We start from the raw sequence: 15791 nt of genomic DNA, 5'->3' as shown, positions 1-15791 counted from the left end.
CCTCAGTTCCAGGCATGGCGTGCGGGCTTGACGCCGTTGAGCACGAAGTTGCCGATCAGGTGGTATTTCCAGCGGGCCGGGTCGTGCAGGGTGTGGGTACGCGCGTTGCGCCAGAAGCGGTCGAGGTTGTGCTTGCCGGACACCGAGCGGGTGCCGGCCAGTTCGAAGAGTTTGCTGCTGGCGAGCAAGGCGGTTTCCGCCGACAGCACTTTGGCCTGGGCGACGACCAACGAGGCATTGGCCACGGTGTCTTCGTTGGGGTTGGCCAGGGCCTGGTCGACGGCAATGCCGGCCTTGGCGAGGATCGCTTCGGTGCCGTGGACCCGCCATTCCAGGTCGCCGATGGCGGCGATGGTGAACGGGTCTTGCCAGCCGTGATCCTGCTGGCTGTCGATCCAGGGCCGGGCCTGGCGTGCATGAATCTTGGCTTGTTCCAGGGCCCCGAGGGCGATGCCGGTGTCGACGGCCGCCTGGATGAGCTGCGAAATCGGGCCGTTGGCGGTGGGTTGGTCGAAGGCCTGGTGCGCGGGGATCACCGCACTCAGCGGCACCTTCACACCGTCGAGGGTCACGCCGCCGCTGGCGGTGGTGCGTTGGCCGAAGCCGTCCCAGCTGTCGATCACTTGCAGGCCCGGCGCGTCCCGTTCGACAAAGGCGATGAACGCCTGGTCCTTTTCGTTGACGCCCACCGTCGGCACGATATGGGCGAACAGTGCGCCGGTGCAGTAGAACTTCTCGCCGTTGATGTACGCACTGTCGCCGTCAAAGCGCACTTGTGTGTCAAACGTGCCGGCGTTCTTGCTCTTGGCTTCGGAGAAGGCATTGCCGAACCGATAGCCCTGCAGGACCTTGGCGAAGTAGTGCTGCTTTTGCTCCTCGCTGGCGGTTTGCAGGAGGATGTCGACGACGCCCAGGTGGTTCTGCGGAATCTGCCCCAGGGACGGGTCGGCGGCGGAGATCAGCTTGATCACCTCGGCCACCGTCACATAGGACACTCCCGCGCCGCCGTAGGCCTTGGGAATGGTGATGCCCCACAGGCCACTGGCGGAGAATTCGTCCAGCTCGGCCACCGGCAGGCGTCGCTCGCGGTCGCGCACGCCGGCGTCCACGGCAAAACGCTTGGCCAACTCGGTGGCAACCGCAATGGCCTCGGCGTCCGAACGGATGATGTGGGCAGGTTGTAGGGGTTGGGCTGACATGGGCCGACTCCAGGCTCCAGAGAGATACTGGAGTGATTGCAGGAGTCGTGCCCGAATGCAATGTGCAATGAAATCAGCGGGTTGCCGGTATATCAGGGAAGTCGTTGGCGGTTCAAAACAGCAAAGTGTCCAACCACTGTTGCGCTGCCAACAGTTGATCATCCGGGAGCAAGGCCCCGTGGTGGCTTTCAATACCGGCGACACTGACTTCGGTATTGAAAGCCAACTCACTACCACTCAGGCATCGGCAGGACGGTCGTCCACGATATAAAAACTATGGTCAGAAAGGCGCTCGTCATGTCCATCTTGACGCACGCCATATTTTGCCTCCACCACCTCACGGCGGAAGACAATACCGTTCACAACATCTTTGTATTGGTGCTCCAGCGACTTTACCTCGATGTGACCAAACAGCAAGCCGTTCCCCCTGACCGTCCACCTGATTGTTTGCCCAATGGCCAGGCCCGGGTACGCGGGAATAATGATCGAGGCTTGCCCACCCTGCATCTCGGGATAATTCACATGGTTCCCGTGAGAGGGATTAATGCGTGGACGGGGAAGCAAGTCACTACTCTTGATGTGCTTTGAGTCTTGCGCTGTCATCAGTGTGCTCTCCATTTAGTGAAGCCAACTGCCCCTTCCGCCCGCGCTCCGATTGAGCCAGTTCTCTGAGCAGTAACTCCCACACTAGATTCAATCCAACGCTGATGTAAGCTGTGAAATCTGACAGTTGACAACACTCAAAGCCAAGAGTCTTAAATCACCACGTTGCGCACAAACCGCACCGCCACGTCGCCGTCATTGCGATAGGCGTGAAGGTAGCGGCTGGCGAACATCAGGAACTCACCGGTGGCGACGTTTTTTTCCTCATCCCCCAGCACCAGCGTCAGGGTGCCTTCGAACACAAACAACTGCACGCTCCAACCCTCGGGGTCCGGTTCAGGCATGTAGCGATCGCCGGGCTCCAGGCGCATCTCCCATAGTTCCACCTCGCGACGCGCGGTGGCCTTGGCCAGCAGCACGGCTTTGCTGCCGGGGATGTCACCGGCCCAGGCCAGTTCGTTGATACGGCTGTGATCAGCGGCATCCGGGGCCTGGATCAAGTCGCTGAAGGCCACGTCCAGGGCTTCGGCCACCCGGTCGAGGGTCGACAGGCTGACGTTTTTCTCCCCCGCCTCGATTGCCACCAGCATGCGCCGGCTGACGCCGGATTTTTCGGACAGCGCCGTCTGGCTCAACTCAGCCGCATGGCGCAGGCGCCGAACGTTCTGGCTGACGTGTTGCAGGACCGAGGCCCGTTGCGGATTTTCTTTGTGCACTATATTGCTCACAGGGTGGGGTTGCGCAGTATACTGCCCAGCTTGCGGCGCATTGTGCGGTCCGCGCCCTTCCTGTGCAAGACCGAGCCGCCATGACCACCTCCCCGTTGTTTTCCCGTTTCAGCAAAGCCGAATGTGTATTGGTGGTGATCACCATGTTTTGGGGCGGCACCTTTTTGCTGGTGCAGCACGCCATGGCGGTCAGCGGCCCGATGTTTTTCGTCGGCCTGCGTTTTGCTGCGGCGGCGTTCATCGTCGGGGCGTTCTCATTCCGCAGCCTGCGGAACCTGACGCTGTTTGAATTGAAGGCCGGCTGCTTTATCGGTGTGGCGATCATGTTCGGCTACGGTTTGCAGACCATTGGCTTGCAGACGATCCTGAGCAGCCAGTCGGCATTTATTACTGCGCTGTATGTGCCATTCGTGCCGCTGCTGCAATGGCTGGTACTGGGACGGCGGCCGGGGTTGATGCCGAGCATCGGCATCATGCTCGCGTTTACCGGGCTGATGCTGCTGACCGGCCCGGCCGGGGCATCATTGAATTTCAGCCCCGGTGAAATCGCCACGTTGATCGGTGCGGTAGCAATTGCCGCCGAGATCATCCTGATCAGCGCCTTTGCCGGGCAGGTGGATGTACGCCGGGTAACGGTGGTGCAACTGGCCACGGCGTCGGTGCTGTCGTTCCTGATGGTGGTGCCGATGGGCGAGGCACTGCCGGGGTTTTCCTGGTTGCTGCTGTTCAGCGCGGTGGGCCTGGGGCTGACCAGCGCGGTGATTCAGGTGGCGATGAACTGGGCGCAGAAAAGCGTCTCGCCGACTCGCGCCACGCTGATTTATGCCGGGGAGCCGGTGTGGGCCGGCGTAGTCGGGCGGATTGCCGGGGAGCGCTTCCCGCCGATTGCCATGGTGGGCGCGGCGTTGATCGTGGCGGCGGTGATTGTCAGTGAGATGAAAACCCGCCGGCAGCGGCTCGCCGAGCCCCAGGCCGAACTGGAACATGAAAACCAGGGTTAAGCGGCCTCAGAGGCGCAACTCACCGTCCAGGTTGATGGCCTGCAGGAACGCCTCGTCATGGGACACCACGATCAGCGCGCCCTGGTACTGATTGAGCATTTGCTCCAGGGCAATCCGGCTGGGCAAGTCCAGATGGTTGTCGGGTTCGTCCAGCAACAACAATTGCGGCGGATGCTCGGCGTAGAGCTGTGCGGCCAGGGCAATTTTCAGACGCTCGCCGCCGCTCAGTTGGCGCGTATCGAGGACCGCCCGGTCGGCATCGATGCCCATTTGCGCCAGCCGGGTACGCGCTTCGCTTTGCGCCAGTAGCGGATTACTTTCGTAAAGCCATTGCACCGCCGTGCGCTCGGGGTGCTCCAGCCCGGCGTGTTGGTCCAGCCAGCCGATATGGCAACTGCGCGCCAACTCACCGGCAGCCACCGGCAACTGGCCGGCAATCACCCGCAGCAGGGTCGACTTGCCACTGCCATTGGCTCCCAGGATCGCCATGCGCATCGGGCCGGTCAGGGTGAGATTGATCGGTGCGCGGCTGCCAAACGGCAACACCACGTCGTTCAACTGCAGCACCAGCTTGCCCTGGGGCACCACGCTTTCCGGCGACAGCATCATGCGCTGGATCTCGGGCGCACACCGCGCACGCGCCTCGGCGATCCGTTGCTGTTGCTGCTCACGCGCCAGCTGCTGGTTGAGGCGCAACTTGCCCTGGCTGTTTTCACTGCGCTCTTTCTGGGCGTTGGTGATCAGTTTGGTCTGGTTGCCATCCCGGGCCTGGCGGTCGCCCCGGGCATTGCGGCGTTGCTGACGCTCCATTTGGATGACCGCTTCACGTTGTTCACGTTTGGCGTGCGCGCGCTCCCCCTGCAACGCCGACTGGAACGCCTGCTGCTCCTGCTCCCGTGTCGCCGCATAGTGGCTGTAATTACCGCCGTACACCGCCAAGCCCTTGGGCGACAGTTCGACAATCTCGTCCATGTGCTCCAGCAACCCGCGATCATGGCTGATCAGCACCAGGCCGCCGGGCCACCGATCAATCTGCTGGGCAAGCTTGTGCTGCTGATCAATGTCCAGGTGGTTGCTGGGCTCATCGAGGATCAACCAGTCTGCCCTCGACAACCAGGCGCCCAGCAAAGCGACGCGCTGGCGTTCGCCGCCACTGAGGGCCGCGGTTGGCGAGTCGGCAGTCAAGTGCCCCAGGCCGATTTGCTCCAGGGCCGCCGCCAGTCGAGGCGCGCAATCCCATTGATCAACGGCCAGTGCATGGTCGTGTTCGTCCACGCTACCCTCGGCGATGCGCGCCAACGCCGCCAGCACTTGGTCGACACCCGCCAGCGCCGCCACGCTGGGATAGTGTTCGGGCTCCAGCAGTTGCGTCACCGCGTACACACTGCCCTCACGGCGCACCTGCCCGCGGGTGGGCTGCAGGGTGCCCGCGAGCATTGCGCCCAGCAAGGACTTGCCAGTCCCGTTGGCCCCCACGAGGCCGGTCGCCCGGGCGCTGAAGGCATGGTTCAGATTGTCGAACAGGCTGCGTCCATCCGGCAGGCTGCAGGCGACATGGTCAAGGTGGAGCAATCGCTGGGTCATCACACGTCCTTATGCAACAGGCTGAAAAAAACCTCTGAACAGCATACCTGCCCTGGATACAGGCATTGAAACAATGCCAAACAGCCTTTTTCAGCCTACCTTGTAGGATCCTGCCACATCTTGCCGTTTGGTGATCAAGATTCCGGCACGTATGATGCATCCCAAACTCCCGCAGATTAGAAGCCTATGTCCCTGATAGTTCTACTGCTTCTGCCTTTTATCGGCAGCTGTCTGGCGGCCTTGCTGCCGCACAACGCACGCAACACAGAGTCCCTGCTGGCCGGCCTTGTGGCCCTGGTCGGGACGGTTCAAGTCGCCCTGCTGTACCCCCAGATCGCCCATGGTGGCGTGATACGTGAAGAATTCATGTGGTTGCCCAGCCTCGGGCTGAACTTCGTATTGCGCATGGACGGTTTTGCCTGGTTGTTCTCGATGCTGGTGCTGGGCATCGGGACCCTGGTGTCGCTGTACGCCCGGTATTACATGTCGCCGGAAGACCCGGTGCCGCGCTTCTTCGCGTTTTTCCTGGCCTTCATGGGTGCGATGCTCGGCCTGGTGATCTCCGGCAACCTGATCCAGATCGTGTTTTTCTGGGAGCTCACCAGCCTGTTCTCGTTCCTGCTGATCGGCTACTGGCACCACCGCGCCGATGCCCGGCGTGGCGCCTATATGGCGCTGATGGTCACCGGCGCGGGCGGCTTGTGCCTGCTGGCGGGGGTGATGCTGCTCGGGCATATCGTCGGCAGCTACGACCTGGACCAGGTCCTGGCTGCCGGTGATCAGATCCGTGCCCATTCGTTGTACCCGATCATGCTCGCCCTGGTGCTGATCGGCGCCCTGAGCAAAAGCGCGCAATTCCCCTTCCACTTCTGGCTGCCCCACGCCATGGCTGCACCGACGCCGGTGTCGGCCTACCTGCACTCGGCAACGATGGTGAAGGCCGGCGTGTTCCTGCTGGCCCGCCTGTGGCCGTCGCTGTCCGGCAGCGAAGAGTGGTTCTGGATTGTCGGCGGTGCCGGTGCCATTACCCTGCTGCTCGGCGCTTATTGCGCCATGTTCCAGAACGATCTCAAGGGCCTGCTGGCCTACTCCACCATCAGCCACCTCGGGCTGATCACCTTGCTGCTGGGCCTCAACAGCCCGCTGGCCGCTGTCGCCGCCGTATTCCATATCCTTAACCACGCCACTTTCAAGGCGTCGCTGTTCATGGCGGCGGGGATCATCGACCACGAAAGCGGCACCCGTGACATCCGCAAGCTCAGCGGCCTGTTCAAGCTGATTCCGTTTACCGCCACCCTGGCGATGGTCGCCAGTGCGTCCATGGCCGGCGTGCCGCTGCTCAACGGCTTCCTGTCCAAGGAAATGTTCTTCGCCGAGACCGTGTTCATCTCCGCCACCGCCTGGGTGGAAATCGCCCTGCCGGTCATCGCCACCATCGCCGGTACCTTCAGCGTGGCCTATGCCCTGCGCTTTACCGTGGATGTGTTCTTCGGCCCCAAGGCCACCAACCTGCCCCACACCCCGCACGAGCCACCACGCTGGATGCGTGCGCCGGTGGAGTTGCTGGTGTTTACCTGCCTGCTGGTGGGGATTTTCCCGGCCCAGGTGGTCGGTTCGATCCTCGCCGCAGCGGCCCTGCCGGTGGTCGGCGGCGAACTGCCGGAATACAGCCTCGCCATCTGGCACGGCTGGAACGCGCCGATGATCATGAGCCTGGTGGCCATGTCCGGCGGCGTGGTGCTCTATCTGCTGCTGCGCAAGCAACTCAAGTTGGGCCGCTTCAAATACCCGCCGATCATCAGCTACTTCAACGGCAAGCGCGGCTTCGAGCGCTGCCTGGTGGTGATGATGCGCGGGGTGCGCAAGATCGAAAAACGCATCAGCACCAAGCGCCTGCAAACCCAGCTGTTCCTGCTGGTGCTGGCGGCGGTGATCGCCGGGTTGATCCCGATGCTCTACAGCGGCATCAGTTGGGGCGACCGGCCGAAGATCCCGGGCTCCATCGTGTTCGTCACCCTGTGGCTGCTGGCAATCGCCTGCGCCCTGGGCGCCGCCTGGCAAGCCAAGTACCACCGGCTGGCAGCCCTGACCATGGTCAGCGTGTGCGGGATGGTGACCTGCGTGACCTTCGTCTGGTTCTCGGCGCCAGACCTGGCGCTGACGCAACTGGTGGTGGAAGTGGTCACCACCGTGCTGATCCTGCTGGGCCTGCGCTGGCTGCCACGGCGGATCGAAGAAGTTTCCCCACTGCCCAGCTCGCTGCGCAAGGCACGCATCCGCCGCCTGCGGGACTTCCTCCTGTCCACCGTGGTCGGTGGCGGCATGGCGCTGCTCTCCTACGCGATGCTGACCCGCCAGACGCCCAACGACATCTCCTCCTTCTACCTCAGCCGTGCCCTGCCAGAAGGCGGTGGCAGCAATGTGGTGAACGTGATGCTGGTGGACTTCCGGGGCTTCGACACCCTGGGAGAAATCACCGTGCTCGGCGCCGTGGCGCTGACCGTCTACGCCCTGCTGCGCCGCTTCCGCCCGTCGAAGGAAAGCATGGAACTGCCCGCGCAACAGCGCCAACTGGCACCCGACGTGGCCACCGACCTGATCAACCCGCGCCAGGCCAGCGACACCGCCCTGGGCTTCATGATGGTGCCGGCGGTGCTGGTGCGCCTGCTGCTGCCGATTGCCCTGGTTGTCTCGTTCTACCTGTTCATGCGTGGGCACAACCAACCGGGCGGCGGGTTTGTCGCCGGTCTGGTGATGTCCGTCGCGTTCATCCTGCAATACATGGTCGCCGGTACCCAGTGGGTCGAGGCGCAGATGAGCCTGCGGCCGATGCGCTGGATGGGCTTTGGCTTGCTGTCGGCAACGTTGACCGGGCTGGGCGCACTGCTCGCCGGCTACCCGTTCCTCACCACGCACACATGGCACTTCAGCCTGCCGGTGCTGGGGGACATCCACGTCGCGAGCGCGCTGTTCTTCGACGTCGGTGTGTACGCCATGGTGGTCGGCTCGACCTTGCTGATGCTCACCGCCCTCGGCCACCAATCGGTGCGCGCCCATAAACCCAGCAACCAGGCGAAAGCCGTTGCCAGCCCAGGAGGAGCCGCCTGATGGAAGAAGTCATCGCAATTGCCATTGGGGTCCTGGCGGCCTCCGGCGTCTGGCTGATCCTGCGGCCACGGACGTTCCAGGTGGTGATGGGCCTGTGCCTGCTCTCCTACGGGGTCAACCTGTTCATCTTCAGCATGGGCAGCCTGTTTATCGGCAAGGAGCCGATCATCAAGGATGGCGTGCCGCAAGACTTGCTCAACTACACCGATCCGCTGCCCCAGGCCCTGGTGCTGACGGCAATCGTGATCAGCTTCGCCATGACCGCACTGTTCCTGGTGGTGCTGCTGGCATCCCGGGGCCTGACCGGCACTGACCATGTGGACGGCCGGGAGCCCAAGGAATGACCTGGATGAATCAACTGATCATCGCGCCGATCCTGCTGCCATTGCTGACCGCCGCGCTGATGCTGATGCTCGGCGAGAAGCACCGCCCGCTCAAGGCGCGGATCAACCTGTTCTCCAGCATGGTGGGCCTGGGCATCGCCGTGCTGTTGCTGTACTGGACCCAGAAAGGCGGCCCCGGCTCCATCGGTGTGTACCTGCCGGGCAACTGGCAGGTGCCGTTCGGCATCGTGCTGGTGGTGGACCAACTCTCGGCGATGATGCTGGTGCTCACCGGGATCATTGGCGTCAGCGCCCTGCTGTTCGCCATGGCCCGTTGGGACCGCGCCGGCACCAGTTTCCATGCGCTGTTCCAGATTCAGCTGATGGGCCTGTATGGCGCCTTCCTGACCGCCGACCTGTTCAACCTGTTCGTGTTTTTCGAAGTGCTGCTGGCGGCGTCCTACGGCCTGATGCTCCACGGTTCCGGCCGGGCGCGGGTGTCGGCGGGGCTGCATTACATCTCGATCAACCTGCTGGCCTCGACCTTGTTCCTGATTGGCGCGGCGCTGATCTATGGCGTCACCGGTACCCTGAACTTTGCCGACCTGGCACTGAAAATCCCCCTGGTGCCGGAAGCCGATCGCGGCCTGCTGCATGCCGGTGCGGGCATCCTCGCCGTCGCCTTCCTGGCCAAGGCCGGAATGTGGCCGCTGAACTTCTGGCTGGCGCCTGCCTACTCCTCGGCCAGTGCGCCAGTGGCGGCGATGTTTGCGATCATGACCAAGGTCGGCGTGTACACCGTGCTGCGTCTGTGGAACCTGCTGTTCTCCGGCCAGGCGGGCGCCTCGGCGCTGTTCGGTGGCGACTGGCTGATCTACGGCGGCATGGCGACCATCGTCTGCGCGGCGCTGGCGATGATTGCCGCGCAACGCCTGGAACGCATGGCCAGCCTGAGCATTCTGGTGTCCGCCGGGATCCTGCTGTCGGCGGTGGGTTTTGCCCAGCCAAGCCTAACCGCCGGGGCGCTGTTTTATCTGGTCAGCTCCACCCTGGCGCTGAGTGCGCTGTTCCTGCTGGCCGAATTGATCGAGCGTTCGCGCTCGGCCAACGACATGCCCCTGGACGACGAAATCGAAGCCCTGCCCAAGGCCATGGAATCCCTGCATCCGCCGCCCGGCACCAACCTCGACGACGAACAGAAAGCCGTAGTCGGCCAGGTGATTCCCTGGACGGTGGCGTTCCTCGGCCTGAGTTTTATCGCCTGCGCCCTGCTGATCATCGGCATGCCGCCGCTGTCCGGGTTTATCGGCAAGCTCAGCCTGCTCAGCGCCTTGATCAACCCGATGGGCCTGGGCAATGCCATCGACGAACCGGTGCGTCCGGCCGCCTGGGGCCTGGTGGCACTGCTGATCTTCTCCGGCCTGGCTTCGCTGATCGCCTTCGCCCGCCTCGGCATCCAGCGTTTCTGGACCCCGGAAGAACGTCCATCGCCGCTGCTGCGCCGCTTCGAATGCGTGCCGATTTTCTTCCTGCTGGGCCTGAGCATCGCCCTGACGTTCAAGGCCGAGCCGCTGATGCGCTATACCCAGGCGGCCGCCGAGAGCCTGAACAACCCGGAACACTATGTGATGGCGGTCATGGCGACGCGTCCGGTGCCGAGCCCTGAAGCCAAGGCCGCCGCCCTGGAGGTGCAGCCATGAAGCGCCTGTTCCCTGCCCCGTGGCTGTCATTGGCATTGTGGTTGTTGTGGCTGGTGCTGAACCTGTCCGTCAGCCCCGGCAACCTGCTGCTGGGGGCAATCCTCGGCTTTGCCGCACCGCTGATGATGGCGCCGTTGCGCCCGCTGCCGATCCGCATCCGCCGCCCGGGGGTGATCATCCGTTTGTTCTTCCTGGTGGGACGTGACGTGATCATCTCCAACCTCGCCGTGGCCTGGGGCATCCTGACCTGCGGCTCGCGCCCACCGCGTTCGCGCTTTATCAAGATCCCCCTGGACCTGCGGGATGCCAACGGCCTGGCCGTGCTGGCGATGATCACCAGCGTGACGCCGGGCACCGTATGGTCGGAACTGGCCCTGGACCGCAGCGTCCTGCTGATCCACGTGTTCGACCTGGATGACGAAGCGCAGTTTATCGAGCACTTCAAACACGCCTACGAACGGCCCCTGATGGAGATCTTCGAATGAGCGCCCTGCTCTCCAATGCGATCCTGTTCAGCCTGTTCCTGTTCTCCCTGGCCATGGTGCTGACCCTGGTGCGCCTGTTCAAAGGCCCGTCGGCCCAGGACCGGGTCCTGGCGCTGGATTACCTGTACATCCTGGCCATGCTGATGATGCTGGTGCTGGGTATTCGGTATGCCAGTGACACGTATTTTGAAGCGGCGCTGTTGATTGCGCTGTTTGGCTTTGTGGGGTCGTTTGCCCTGGCGAAATTCCTGCTGCGTGGGGAGGTGATCGAATGATCAATGTCGATGTGTTGCCGCTGTGGGTTGAAGTGATCGTCGCGGTATTGTTGGTGCTGAGCAGCCTGTTTGCGCTGATTGGGGCGATTGGGTTGTTGCGGATGAAAGACTTCTTCCAGCGCATGCACCCGCCGGCGTTGGCCTCGACCTTGGGCGCCTGGTGTGTGGCGCTGGCCTCGATCATCTACTTTTCGGTGCTCAAGTCCGGGCCGGTGTTGCACGGCTGGTTGATCCCGATTCTGCTATCGATCACGGTGCCGGTGACCACGTTATTGCTGGCACGCACTGCGCTGTTCCGCAAGCGCATGGCTGGGGATGATGTGCCGGCTGAAGTCAGTAGCCGTCGCACTGACAGCGGCAGCTGATCCCGGCAGGCGCCGCAGTGGTGAAATTCGTTCTCCAATAGAATCCATAAAATAGAACCTCAATCGCTAATCCCGGTATCGGGATCACTTTATGAGGTTCTCCCCCATGGCATTCACTCCCCTTGTCCAGGCCCATCTCGACGCGTGGGTTGCCTGCGCCGCTGACTTCGGCCCATTTCTCACGGGCCAGGAAACCACCCTCACCCTCAATGAGCAGCGCAAGGCTTATGAGCAGGTGCTTTGTTCCCATCCGATTCCCGCCGGTGTCAGCTTTTGTGACGTCGATATGGGTGGCGTACCGGGCATGATGGTCGTGCCTGATGGGTTTGAGGGTGACCGGGTGCTGCTTTACATCCACGGCGGTGGTTATGTCGGCGGCAGCCCGCGGGGCTACCTGGGCCTTGCCGGCCACTTCGCAAAACTGCTGGGTGCAAAAGTCTACCTGCCCGACTACCGCCTGGCGCCCGAGCATCCGTTCCCCGTACCTATTGATGACACGTTGCAGGCTTATCGCTGGCTGCTCGACCAGGGCAATGACCCCAGGTCCATAGTGTTCTCGGGCGATTCGGCCGGCGGCGCAATGGTGGTGTCGGTGATGGTCAAGGCCCGCAACGCAGGCCTGCCACTGCCCGCCGGGGGCGCCGCCTTGTCGCCGTGGGCCAACCTGGAACACACCGGCGCCTCCATCGACAACCGTGACGGCCTCGACCCGCAAGCCTCCCGCCTGGGGCTGACGCTGCTTGCAAAAGCGTTTCTCAACGGCGCGCTGCCGAATGATCCCGATGCATCGCCGGTGTTCGCGGACGTCCGGGGATTGCCGCCCATTCTGGTGCAGATCGGCGAAAACGAAGTCATGCTCAGCGACGCCATGCGCCTGGCCACCCACCTGGGGGAAAACCGGGTACGCGTGTCGCTGGAGGTTTGGCCTGGGATGTTTCATGTCTGGCATTTGTTTGCGGCAATCTTGCCCGAAGGCATGCAGGCCGTGGCGAATGCGGCGTTGTTTCTGGACCAGGCAATACGTGGCAGCCGTAGCGCTTGAGGGGTTGCCCAGAGCGCGGGAAAGGCAGCGCTCCTGCCGATAACTATCTGTCACCTGGGACCCCACCGCCCCACCTACCTTTATCGGACAACGTATCCCGATACAGGTAATGATCATGTATACCCATTCCGATGCACTGACCACGCTGTTTGATTTGCTCAACGCGCTGAACGCGCTGATTTCACATTTGACGAGCCAGCAACAGGCAGCCAAGCAGCGGGGTCTCGAGTTGTATCAACTCGGTGAATTCGAAGAGTGCGAAATCCACCTGACCATCTCCGCCTCGGCCGGCGATGCGCCGTCCCAATACGCCCTGGGCGAAGCCATCCGGCGCCGGGTCGGCAGTGTCGACCCCGAGGCCCAGGCGTGGTACCGCCTGGCCGCTGCCCAGGATCATGTGTACGCCCTGATGCGCCTGGGTGGCGAAACCAACCTGGCCAAGGCGAAGACCCTCGCCCAGGCAGGTGCCGATGCTGGCGACGGCGCAGCGATGCTGCAGCTGTATGAACTGACCAAAGATCGCTCGTGGCTGAGAAAGGCAGGTGATGCCGGCTGCGCCGAGGCCTATTACATTGCGGCGCTGTTGTACGACAAAAACCCGGAGGCCAGTGACAACCGCGACTCCATGCTCAGGTATGCGGCCTTCAAGGGCTTCCCGCCAGCGATGAAGTGGCTGGCCAACATGCAGACCTACTACCGCAACCTCTCCTACCAGCGCATACACCTGGAAAAACGGCTGGCGCTGAATGACCTTGATGGCGTCATGACCTATGCCGGTGCGCTCGGCGGGTTCGATATCGATGAAAGTGGCACCAACCGCTATCACTACCCCGAGAACAAAATCCACGCCTATGGGCTCTACTGGCTGGTCATGGACAGTACCCGGCAAAACCCACGGCACGCCGATGCCGCAGGCTACCTGCAACAACTGGCCAGCGCGCTGACTGCCGAAGAAATGGAAACAGCCAAGGCGTATGGCCGCCAGTGGAAAACCGAGCACCCGGCGCTGTCGGAGTTCAGGTTGACCTACAGCGACCTGAAATGACCGGCGTCTGATGACGGATTCGAGAGCACATCCGGCAGTTAAAGATTAATTAATCCAAAAACAGCTTGGCTAAGTATTTCCAGACTGGTACGGTTTAGTGGATTATTTAATCCACTAAACTTCAGGCCTCCCCCATGACAGCTCACACCCCTCGCTTCAACCACAAAGTCGCCCTGGTCACCGGCGGTTCCCGCGGTATCGGCGAAGCGATTGTCCGCCGGCTTGCAGCTGAAGGTGCAGCGGTCGCGTTTACCTATTCCTCCTCTGCCGACAAGGCGCAAGCGCTGGTTGGCCTGATCGAAAGCAAGGGCGGAAAAGCCTTGGCGATTCAGGCCGACAGCGCCGATGTGGCGGCAATAGAACGGGCGGTCGCGGCCACTGTCGAGCATTTCGGCGCCTTGAATATCCTGGTCAACAACGCCGGGATCCTGCTGATGGGCACCGTCGACACCTTCAGCCTGGAAGACTTCGACCGAATGTTTGCGGTCAATGTGCGGGCCACGTTTGCGGCGGCCAAGGCCAGCTCGGCGGTGATGCACACGGGTGACCGAATAATCACCGTCGGCAGCGTGGTCGCCCAACGTTCGGGCTTCCCGGGCTCCAGCGTCTATAGCATGACGAAGTCGGCGATCGCCGGTATGATCCGCGGCCTGGCGATTGATTTCGCGCCGCGCGGCATCACCGTCAACAACGTGCAGCCGGGCCCGACCAGCACCGACATGAACCCGGCAGACGGGCCCCATGCGGACATGATCAAAAGCCTGATCCCCTTGGGCCGCGTGGGCACCGCCGACGATGTTGCCGGCATGGTTGCTTATCTCGCGTCCGAAGAAGCGGCATTTGTCACCGGCGCAAGCATGACCATCGATGGCGGCTACCTGGCCTGAGCCTTCACCTGCAATTTCCTCCGAGGTAACCATGGCAAGACCCAGAGCATTCGACCGCGACCAGGTGCTGCGCGAGGCCATCCGGGTTTTCTGCGACAAGGGTTTTGCCGCGGCCTCGACTGAAGAACTGATGCAGGCCATGGGACTGAGCCGCCAGAGCATGTACAACACCTTTGGCGACAAACGTCAGTTGTACCTGCTGGCGATGGCCGAGTATCAGCGCACCGGCGTCGATGACTTGATCGAGCGCCTGAACCAGGGCCCGACCCCGCTGCAGGCACTGCACGACACCCTGCAATCCTTCGCCACCCGCGCCCTGCGGGAAGGAACGGCGGGTTGCATGGGCGTCAATGCCATCTGCGAGTTCGGCCTGGAAGATGATGAGATCAATCAACTCACCGCCCACAGCGCCGAACGCTTGCGCAATGCATTCGAACAGACGCTGGAGCGTGCGCAGGAACAAGGCGAATTGACCGTCGGCACCGATCGCTCGGGCGCGTGTGATTTTCTGATGACCACCCTCAGCGGCATGAAAGTCGCCAGCAAGGGCGGCGCCACCACTGAGCAGCTGGAGCGCATTGCGGGTTTTGCACTGCGGGCGCTCAGCGCAAACGCGTGATCAGCCCACTACAGGATCGGCGCGCCAAATCGACCCAATCGTGGCATCCAGTGGTCCAGGATCTGCGCTGACGCCAGGATATGGTGCGCATGCCCGATCAACAGCCGACGCGGCACGAACCCGATATAGCGGGAGTCATCGCTGTTATCGCGATTGTCGCCCAGCATGAAGTAACTGTCGGCAGGCACCACCACCGGGCCGAAATTGCGCAGCGCCCGTACTGTCGGCATGAACTGCACCGTGCGCTGGCTGCTGTTCGCACGCTCCGTCACCTTGATACCCGGAACTGTTTGGCCAGGCGCGATAGGCTCGCTGATGTCCTGCCCATTACTGTAGGTGGCCGGCGTACCGTTGACCCACAACACCTCGTCGCGCATTTCCAGGGTATCGCCGGGGATACCGACAATGCGTTTGATCAAGCGCGTGCCGTCCTTGGGCGAGGAGAACGTGACGACATCTCCGCGCTGAGGGTTATCCAGTCTCGCCAGGGAAATATCAGTGAGGGGCAATTTGAGGTCGTACGCAACGCGATTGACCAGCACCACATCGCCCTCAAGCAACGTCGGGCGCATGGAACCGGACGGGATGGGATTCCAGTCAGCCAGGGAGGTGCGGAAAACCCCGAAGCACAGCCAGAAAATGATCGCGTAACGGTAGCGGATTAACCAACGGCGCATAGATCCTCGCAATACGAAAAGGGACACCGGTCTGCGCCGTGTACCCATGGTAATTTTTGGCAATGCTCGCTTATTGCATCGCAAGATTAAATTAACATTAGCGTCGCCGACCCATGACAGTCGGTATTTTCAAGCACACAGAAAAGGAGT

16 protein-coding genes are annotated in these 15791 nt (G+C 62.4%); 11 read left to right on the top strand and 5 right to left on the bottom strand.

What is annotated here, in order from left to right; genetic code table 11:
- Positions 1 to 2 precede the first annotated feature (2 nt).
- The 3 genes from HX821_RS29630 to HX821_RS29620 all read right to left on the bottom strand — a co-directional run bounded on the left by HX821_RS29630 (position 3) and on the right by HX821_RS29620 (position 2518).
- Positions 3 to 1199 (bottom strand): SfnB family sulfur acquisition oxidoreductase, encoded by a 1197-nt coding sequence (locus HX821_RS29630; protein ID WP_177037199.1) that lies wholly within the window; start codon positions 1197 to 1199, stop codon positions 3 to 5.
- A 237-nt stretch (positions 1200 to 1436) separates the two neighbouring features.
- Positions 1437 to 1802: a hypothetical protein gene (locus tag HX821_RS29625; RefSeq protein ID WP_134326982.1), complete on the bottom strand. Its 366-nt coding sequence runs from the start codon at positions 1800 to 1802 to the stop codon at positions 1437 to 1439.
- A 152-nt stretch (positions 1803 to 1954) separates the two neighbouring features.
- Positions 1955 to 2518, bottom strand: a complete 564-nt coding sequence (locus tag HX821_RS29620) for a helix-turn-helix domain-containing protein (RefSeq protein ID WP_003211741.1) — start codon at positions 2516 to 2518, stop codon at positions 1955 to 1957.
- Between the two features lie 92 nt (positions 2519 to 2610).
- On the opposite strand from HX821_RS29620, the gene HX821_RS29615 reads away from it, so the two are divergent.
- The gene (locus tag HX821_RS29615; RefSeq protein WP_177037198.1) at positions 2611 to 3531 is read left to right on the top strand and encodes a DMT family transporter; all 921 of its coding nucleotides are present in this window, start codon (positions 2611 to 2613) and stop codon (positions 3529 to 3531) included.
- 6 nt (positions 3532 to 3537) lie between these two features.
- On the opposite strand, the gene HX821_RS29610 is transcribed toward HX821_RS29615, so the two are convergent.
- Positions 3538 to 5115 (bottom strand): ABC-F family ATP-binding cassette domain-containing protein, encoded by a 1578-nt coding sequence (locus tag HX821_RS29610; RefSeq protein WP_177037197.1) that lies wholly within the window; start codon positions 5113 to 5115, stop codon positions 3538 to 3540.
- Between the two features lie 186 nt (positions 5116 to 5301).
- On the opposite strand from HX821_RS29610, the gene HX821_RS29605 reads away from it, so the two are divergent.
- The 10 genes from HX821_RS29605 (at position 5302) to HX821_RS29560 (ending at position 14964) form a co-directional block, all read left to right on the top strand.
- Positions 5302 to 8223, top strand: coding sequence for a monovalent cation/H+ antiporter subunit A (locus HX821_RS29605; RefSeq protein WP_003211746.1), 2922 nt, complete (start codon positions 5302 to 5304; stop codon positions 8221 to 8223).
- On the top strand, positions 8223 to 8567 hold the full coding sequence (locus HX821_RS29600) for a Na+/H+ antiporter subunit C (protein WP_003192163.1): 345 nt from the start codon (positions 8223 to 8225) through the stop codon (positions 8565 to 8567). Before HX821_RS29605 ends, HX821_RS29600 begins: the two co-directional genes overlap by 1 nt.
- Complete coding sequence (locus HX821_RS29595; protein ID WP_003211748.1) at positions 8564 to 10246, top strand: monovalent cation/H+ antiporter subunit D; 1683 nt, start codon at positions 8564 to 8566, stop codon at positions 10244 to 10246. Before HX821_RS29600 ends, HX821_RS29595 begins: the two co-directional genes overlap by 4 nt.
- Positions 10243 to 10731 (top strand): Na+/H+ antiporter subunit E, encoded by a 489-nt coding sequence (locus tag HX821_RS29590; RefSeq protein ID WP_003211750.1) that lies wholly within the window; start codon positions 10243 to 10245, stop codon positions 10729 to 10731. Before HX821_RS29595 ends, HX821_RS29590 begins: the two co-directional genes overlap by 4 nt.
- Positions 10728 to 11006: a K+/H+ antiporter subunit F gene (locus HX821_RS29585; protein ID WP_003211751.1), complete on the top strand. Its 279-nt coding sequence runs from the start codon at positions 10728 to 10730 to the stop codon at positions 11004 to 11006. The genes HX821_RS29590 and HX821_RS29585 overlap by 4 nt, the downstream gene beginning before the upstream one ends.
- Positions 11003 to 11371 (top strand): Na+/H+ antiporter subunit G, encoded by a 369-nt coding sequence (locus HX821_RS29580; protein WP_003211753.1) that lies wholly within the window; start codon positions 11003 to 11005, stop codon positions 11369 to 11371. The genes HX821_RS29585 and HX821_RS29580 overlap by 4 nt, the downstream gene beginning before the upstream one ends.
- A gap of 106 nt (positions 11372 to 11477) precedes the next feature.
- Positions 11478 to 12413 carry an alpha/beta hydrolase gene (locus HX821_RS29575; RefSeq protein ID WP_003211755.1) on the top strand — a complete coding sequence of 312 codons (936 nt, stop codon included), beginning with the start codon at positions 11478 to 11480 and terminating at the stop codon, positions 12411 to 12413.
- A gap of 115 nt (positions 12414 to 12528) precedes the next feature.
- Positions 12529 to 13458: a sel1 repeat family protein gene (locus HX821_RS29570; RefSeq protein ID WP_177037196.1), complete on the top strand. Its 930-nt coding sequence runs from the start codon at positions 12529 to 12531 to the stop codon at positions 13456 to 13458.
- Between the two features lie 134 nt (positions 13459 to 13592).
- On the top strand, positions 13593 to 14345 hold the full coding sequence (locus tag HX821_RS29565) for a 3-oxoacyl-ACP reductase family protein (RefSeq protein ID WP_003211759.1): 753 nt from the start codon (positions 13593 to 13595) through the stop codon (positions 14343 to 14345).
- A gap of 31 nt (positions 14346 to 14376) precedes the next feature.
- Positions 14377 to 14964: a TetR/AcrR family transcriptional regulator gene (locus HX821_RS29560; protein WP_177037195.1), complete on the top strand. Its 588-nt coding sequence runs from the start codon at positions 14377 to 14379 to the stop codon at positions 14962 to 14964.
- 8 nt (positions 14965 to 14972) lie between these two features.
- Here HX821_RS29560 and lepB read toward each other — a convergent pair whose 3' ends face one another.
- Positions 14973 to 15641, bottom strand: a complete 669-nt coding sequence (lepB, locus tag HX821_RS29555) for a signal peptidase I (RefSeq protein WP_177037194.1) — start codon at positions 15639 to 15641, stop codon at positions 14973 to 14975.
- Positions 15642 to 15791 lie beyond the last annotated feature (150 nt).

Source organism: Pseudomonas sp. B6001 (assembly GCF_013386015.1).
GTDB lineage: Bacteria > Pseudomonadota > Gammaproteobacteria > Pseudomonadales > Pseudomonadaceae > Aquipseudomonas.
This window is presented reverse-complemented; position numbering and strand designations above follow the sequence as displayed.

Bases quoted from the DNA above. Each gene is read 5' to 3' on its own strand.
- HX821_RS29585 (WP_003211751.1), top strand. From the start codon at position 10,728: ATGAGCGCCCTGCTCTCCAATGCGATCCTGTTCAGCCTGTTCCTGTTC.
- HX821_RS29610 (WP_177037197.1), bottom strand. From the start codon at position 5,115: ATGACCCAGCGATTGCTCCACCTTGACCATGTCGCCTGCAGCCTGCCG.
- HX821_RS29605 (WP_003211746.1), top strand. From the start codon at position 5,302: ATGTCCCTGATAGTTCTACTGCTTCTGCCTTTTATCGGCAGCTGTCTG.
- HX821_RS29590 (WP_003211750.1), top strand. From the start codon at position 10,243: ATGAAGCGCCTGTTCCCTGCCCCGTGGCTGTCATTGGCATTGTGGTTG.
- HX821_RS29600 (WP_003192163.1), top strand. From the start codon at position 8,223: ATGGAAGAAGTCATCGCAATTGCCATTGGGGTCCTGGCGGCCTCCGGC.
- HX821_RS29580 (WP_003211753.1), top strand. From the start codon at position 11,003: ATGATCAATGTCGATGTGTTGCCGCTGTGGGTTGAAGTGATCGTCGCG.
- HX821_RS29615 (WP_177037198.1), top strand. From the start codon at position 2,611: ATGACCACCTCCCCGTTGTTTTCCCGTTTCAGCAAAGCCGAATGTGTA.
- HX821_RS29565 (WP_003211759.1), top strand. From the start codon at position 13,593: ATGACAGCTCACACCCCTCGCTTCAACCACAAAGTCGCCCTGGTCACC.
- HX821_RS29625 (WP_134326982.1), bottom strand. From the start codon at position 1,802: ATGACAGCGCAAGACTCAAAGCACATCAAGAGTAGTGACTTGCTTCCC.
- lepB (WP_177037194.1), bottom strand. From the start codon at position 15,641: ATGCGCCGTTGGTTAATCCGCTACCGTTACGCGATCATTTTCTGGCTG.
- HX821_RS29595 (WP_003211748.1), top strand. From the start codon at position 8,564: ATGACCTGGATGAATCAACTGATCATCGCGCCGATCCTGCTGCCATTG.
- HX821_RS29630 (WP_177037199.1), bottom strand. From the start codon at position 1,199: ATGTCAGCCCAACCCCTACAACCTGCCCACATCATCCGTTCGGACGCC.
- HX821_RS29570 (WP_177037196.1), top strand. From the start codon at position 12,529: ATGTATACCCATTCCGATGCACTGACCACGCTGTTTGATTTGCTCAAC.
- HX821_RS29575 (WP_003211755.1), top strand. From the start codon at position 11,478: ATGGCATTCACTCCCCTTGTCCAGGCCCATCTCGACGCGTGGGTTGCC.
- HX821_RS29560 (WP_177037195.1), top strand. From the start codon at position 14,377: ATGGCAAGACCCAGAGCATTCGACCGCGACCAGGTGCTGCGCGAGGCC.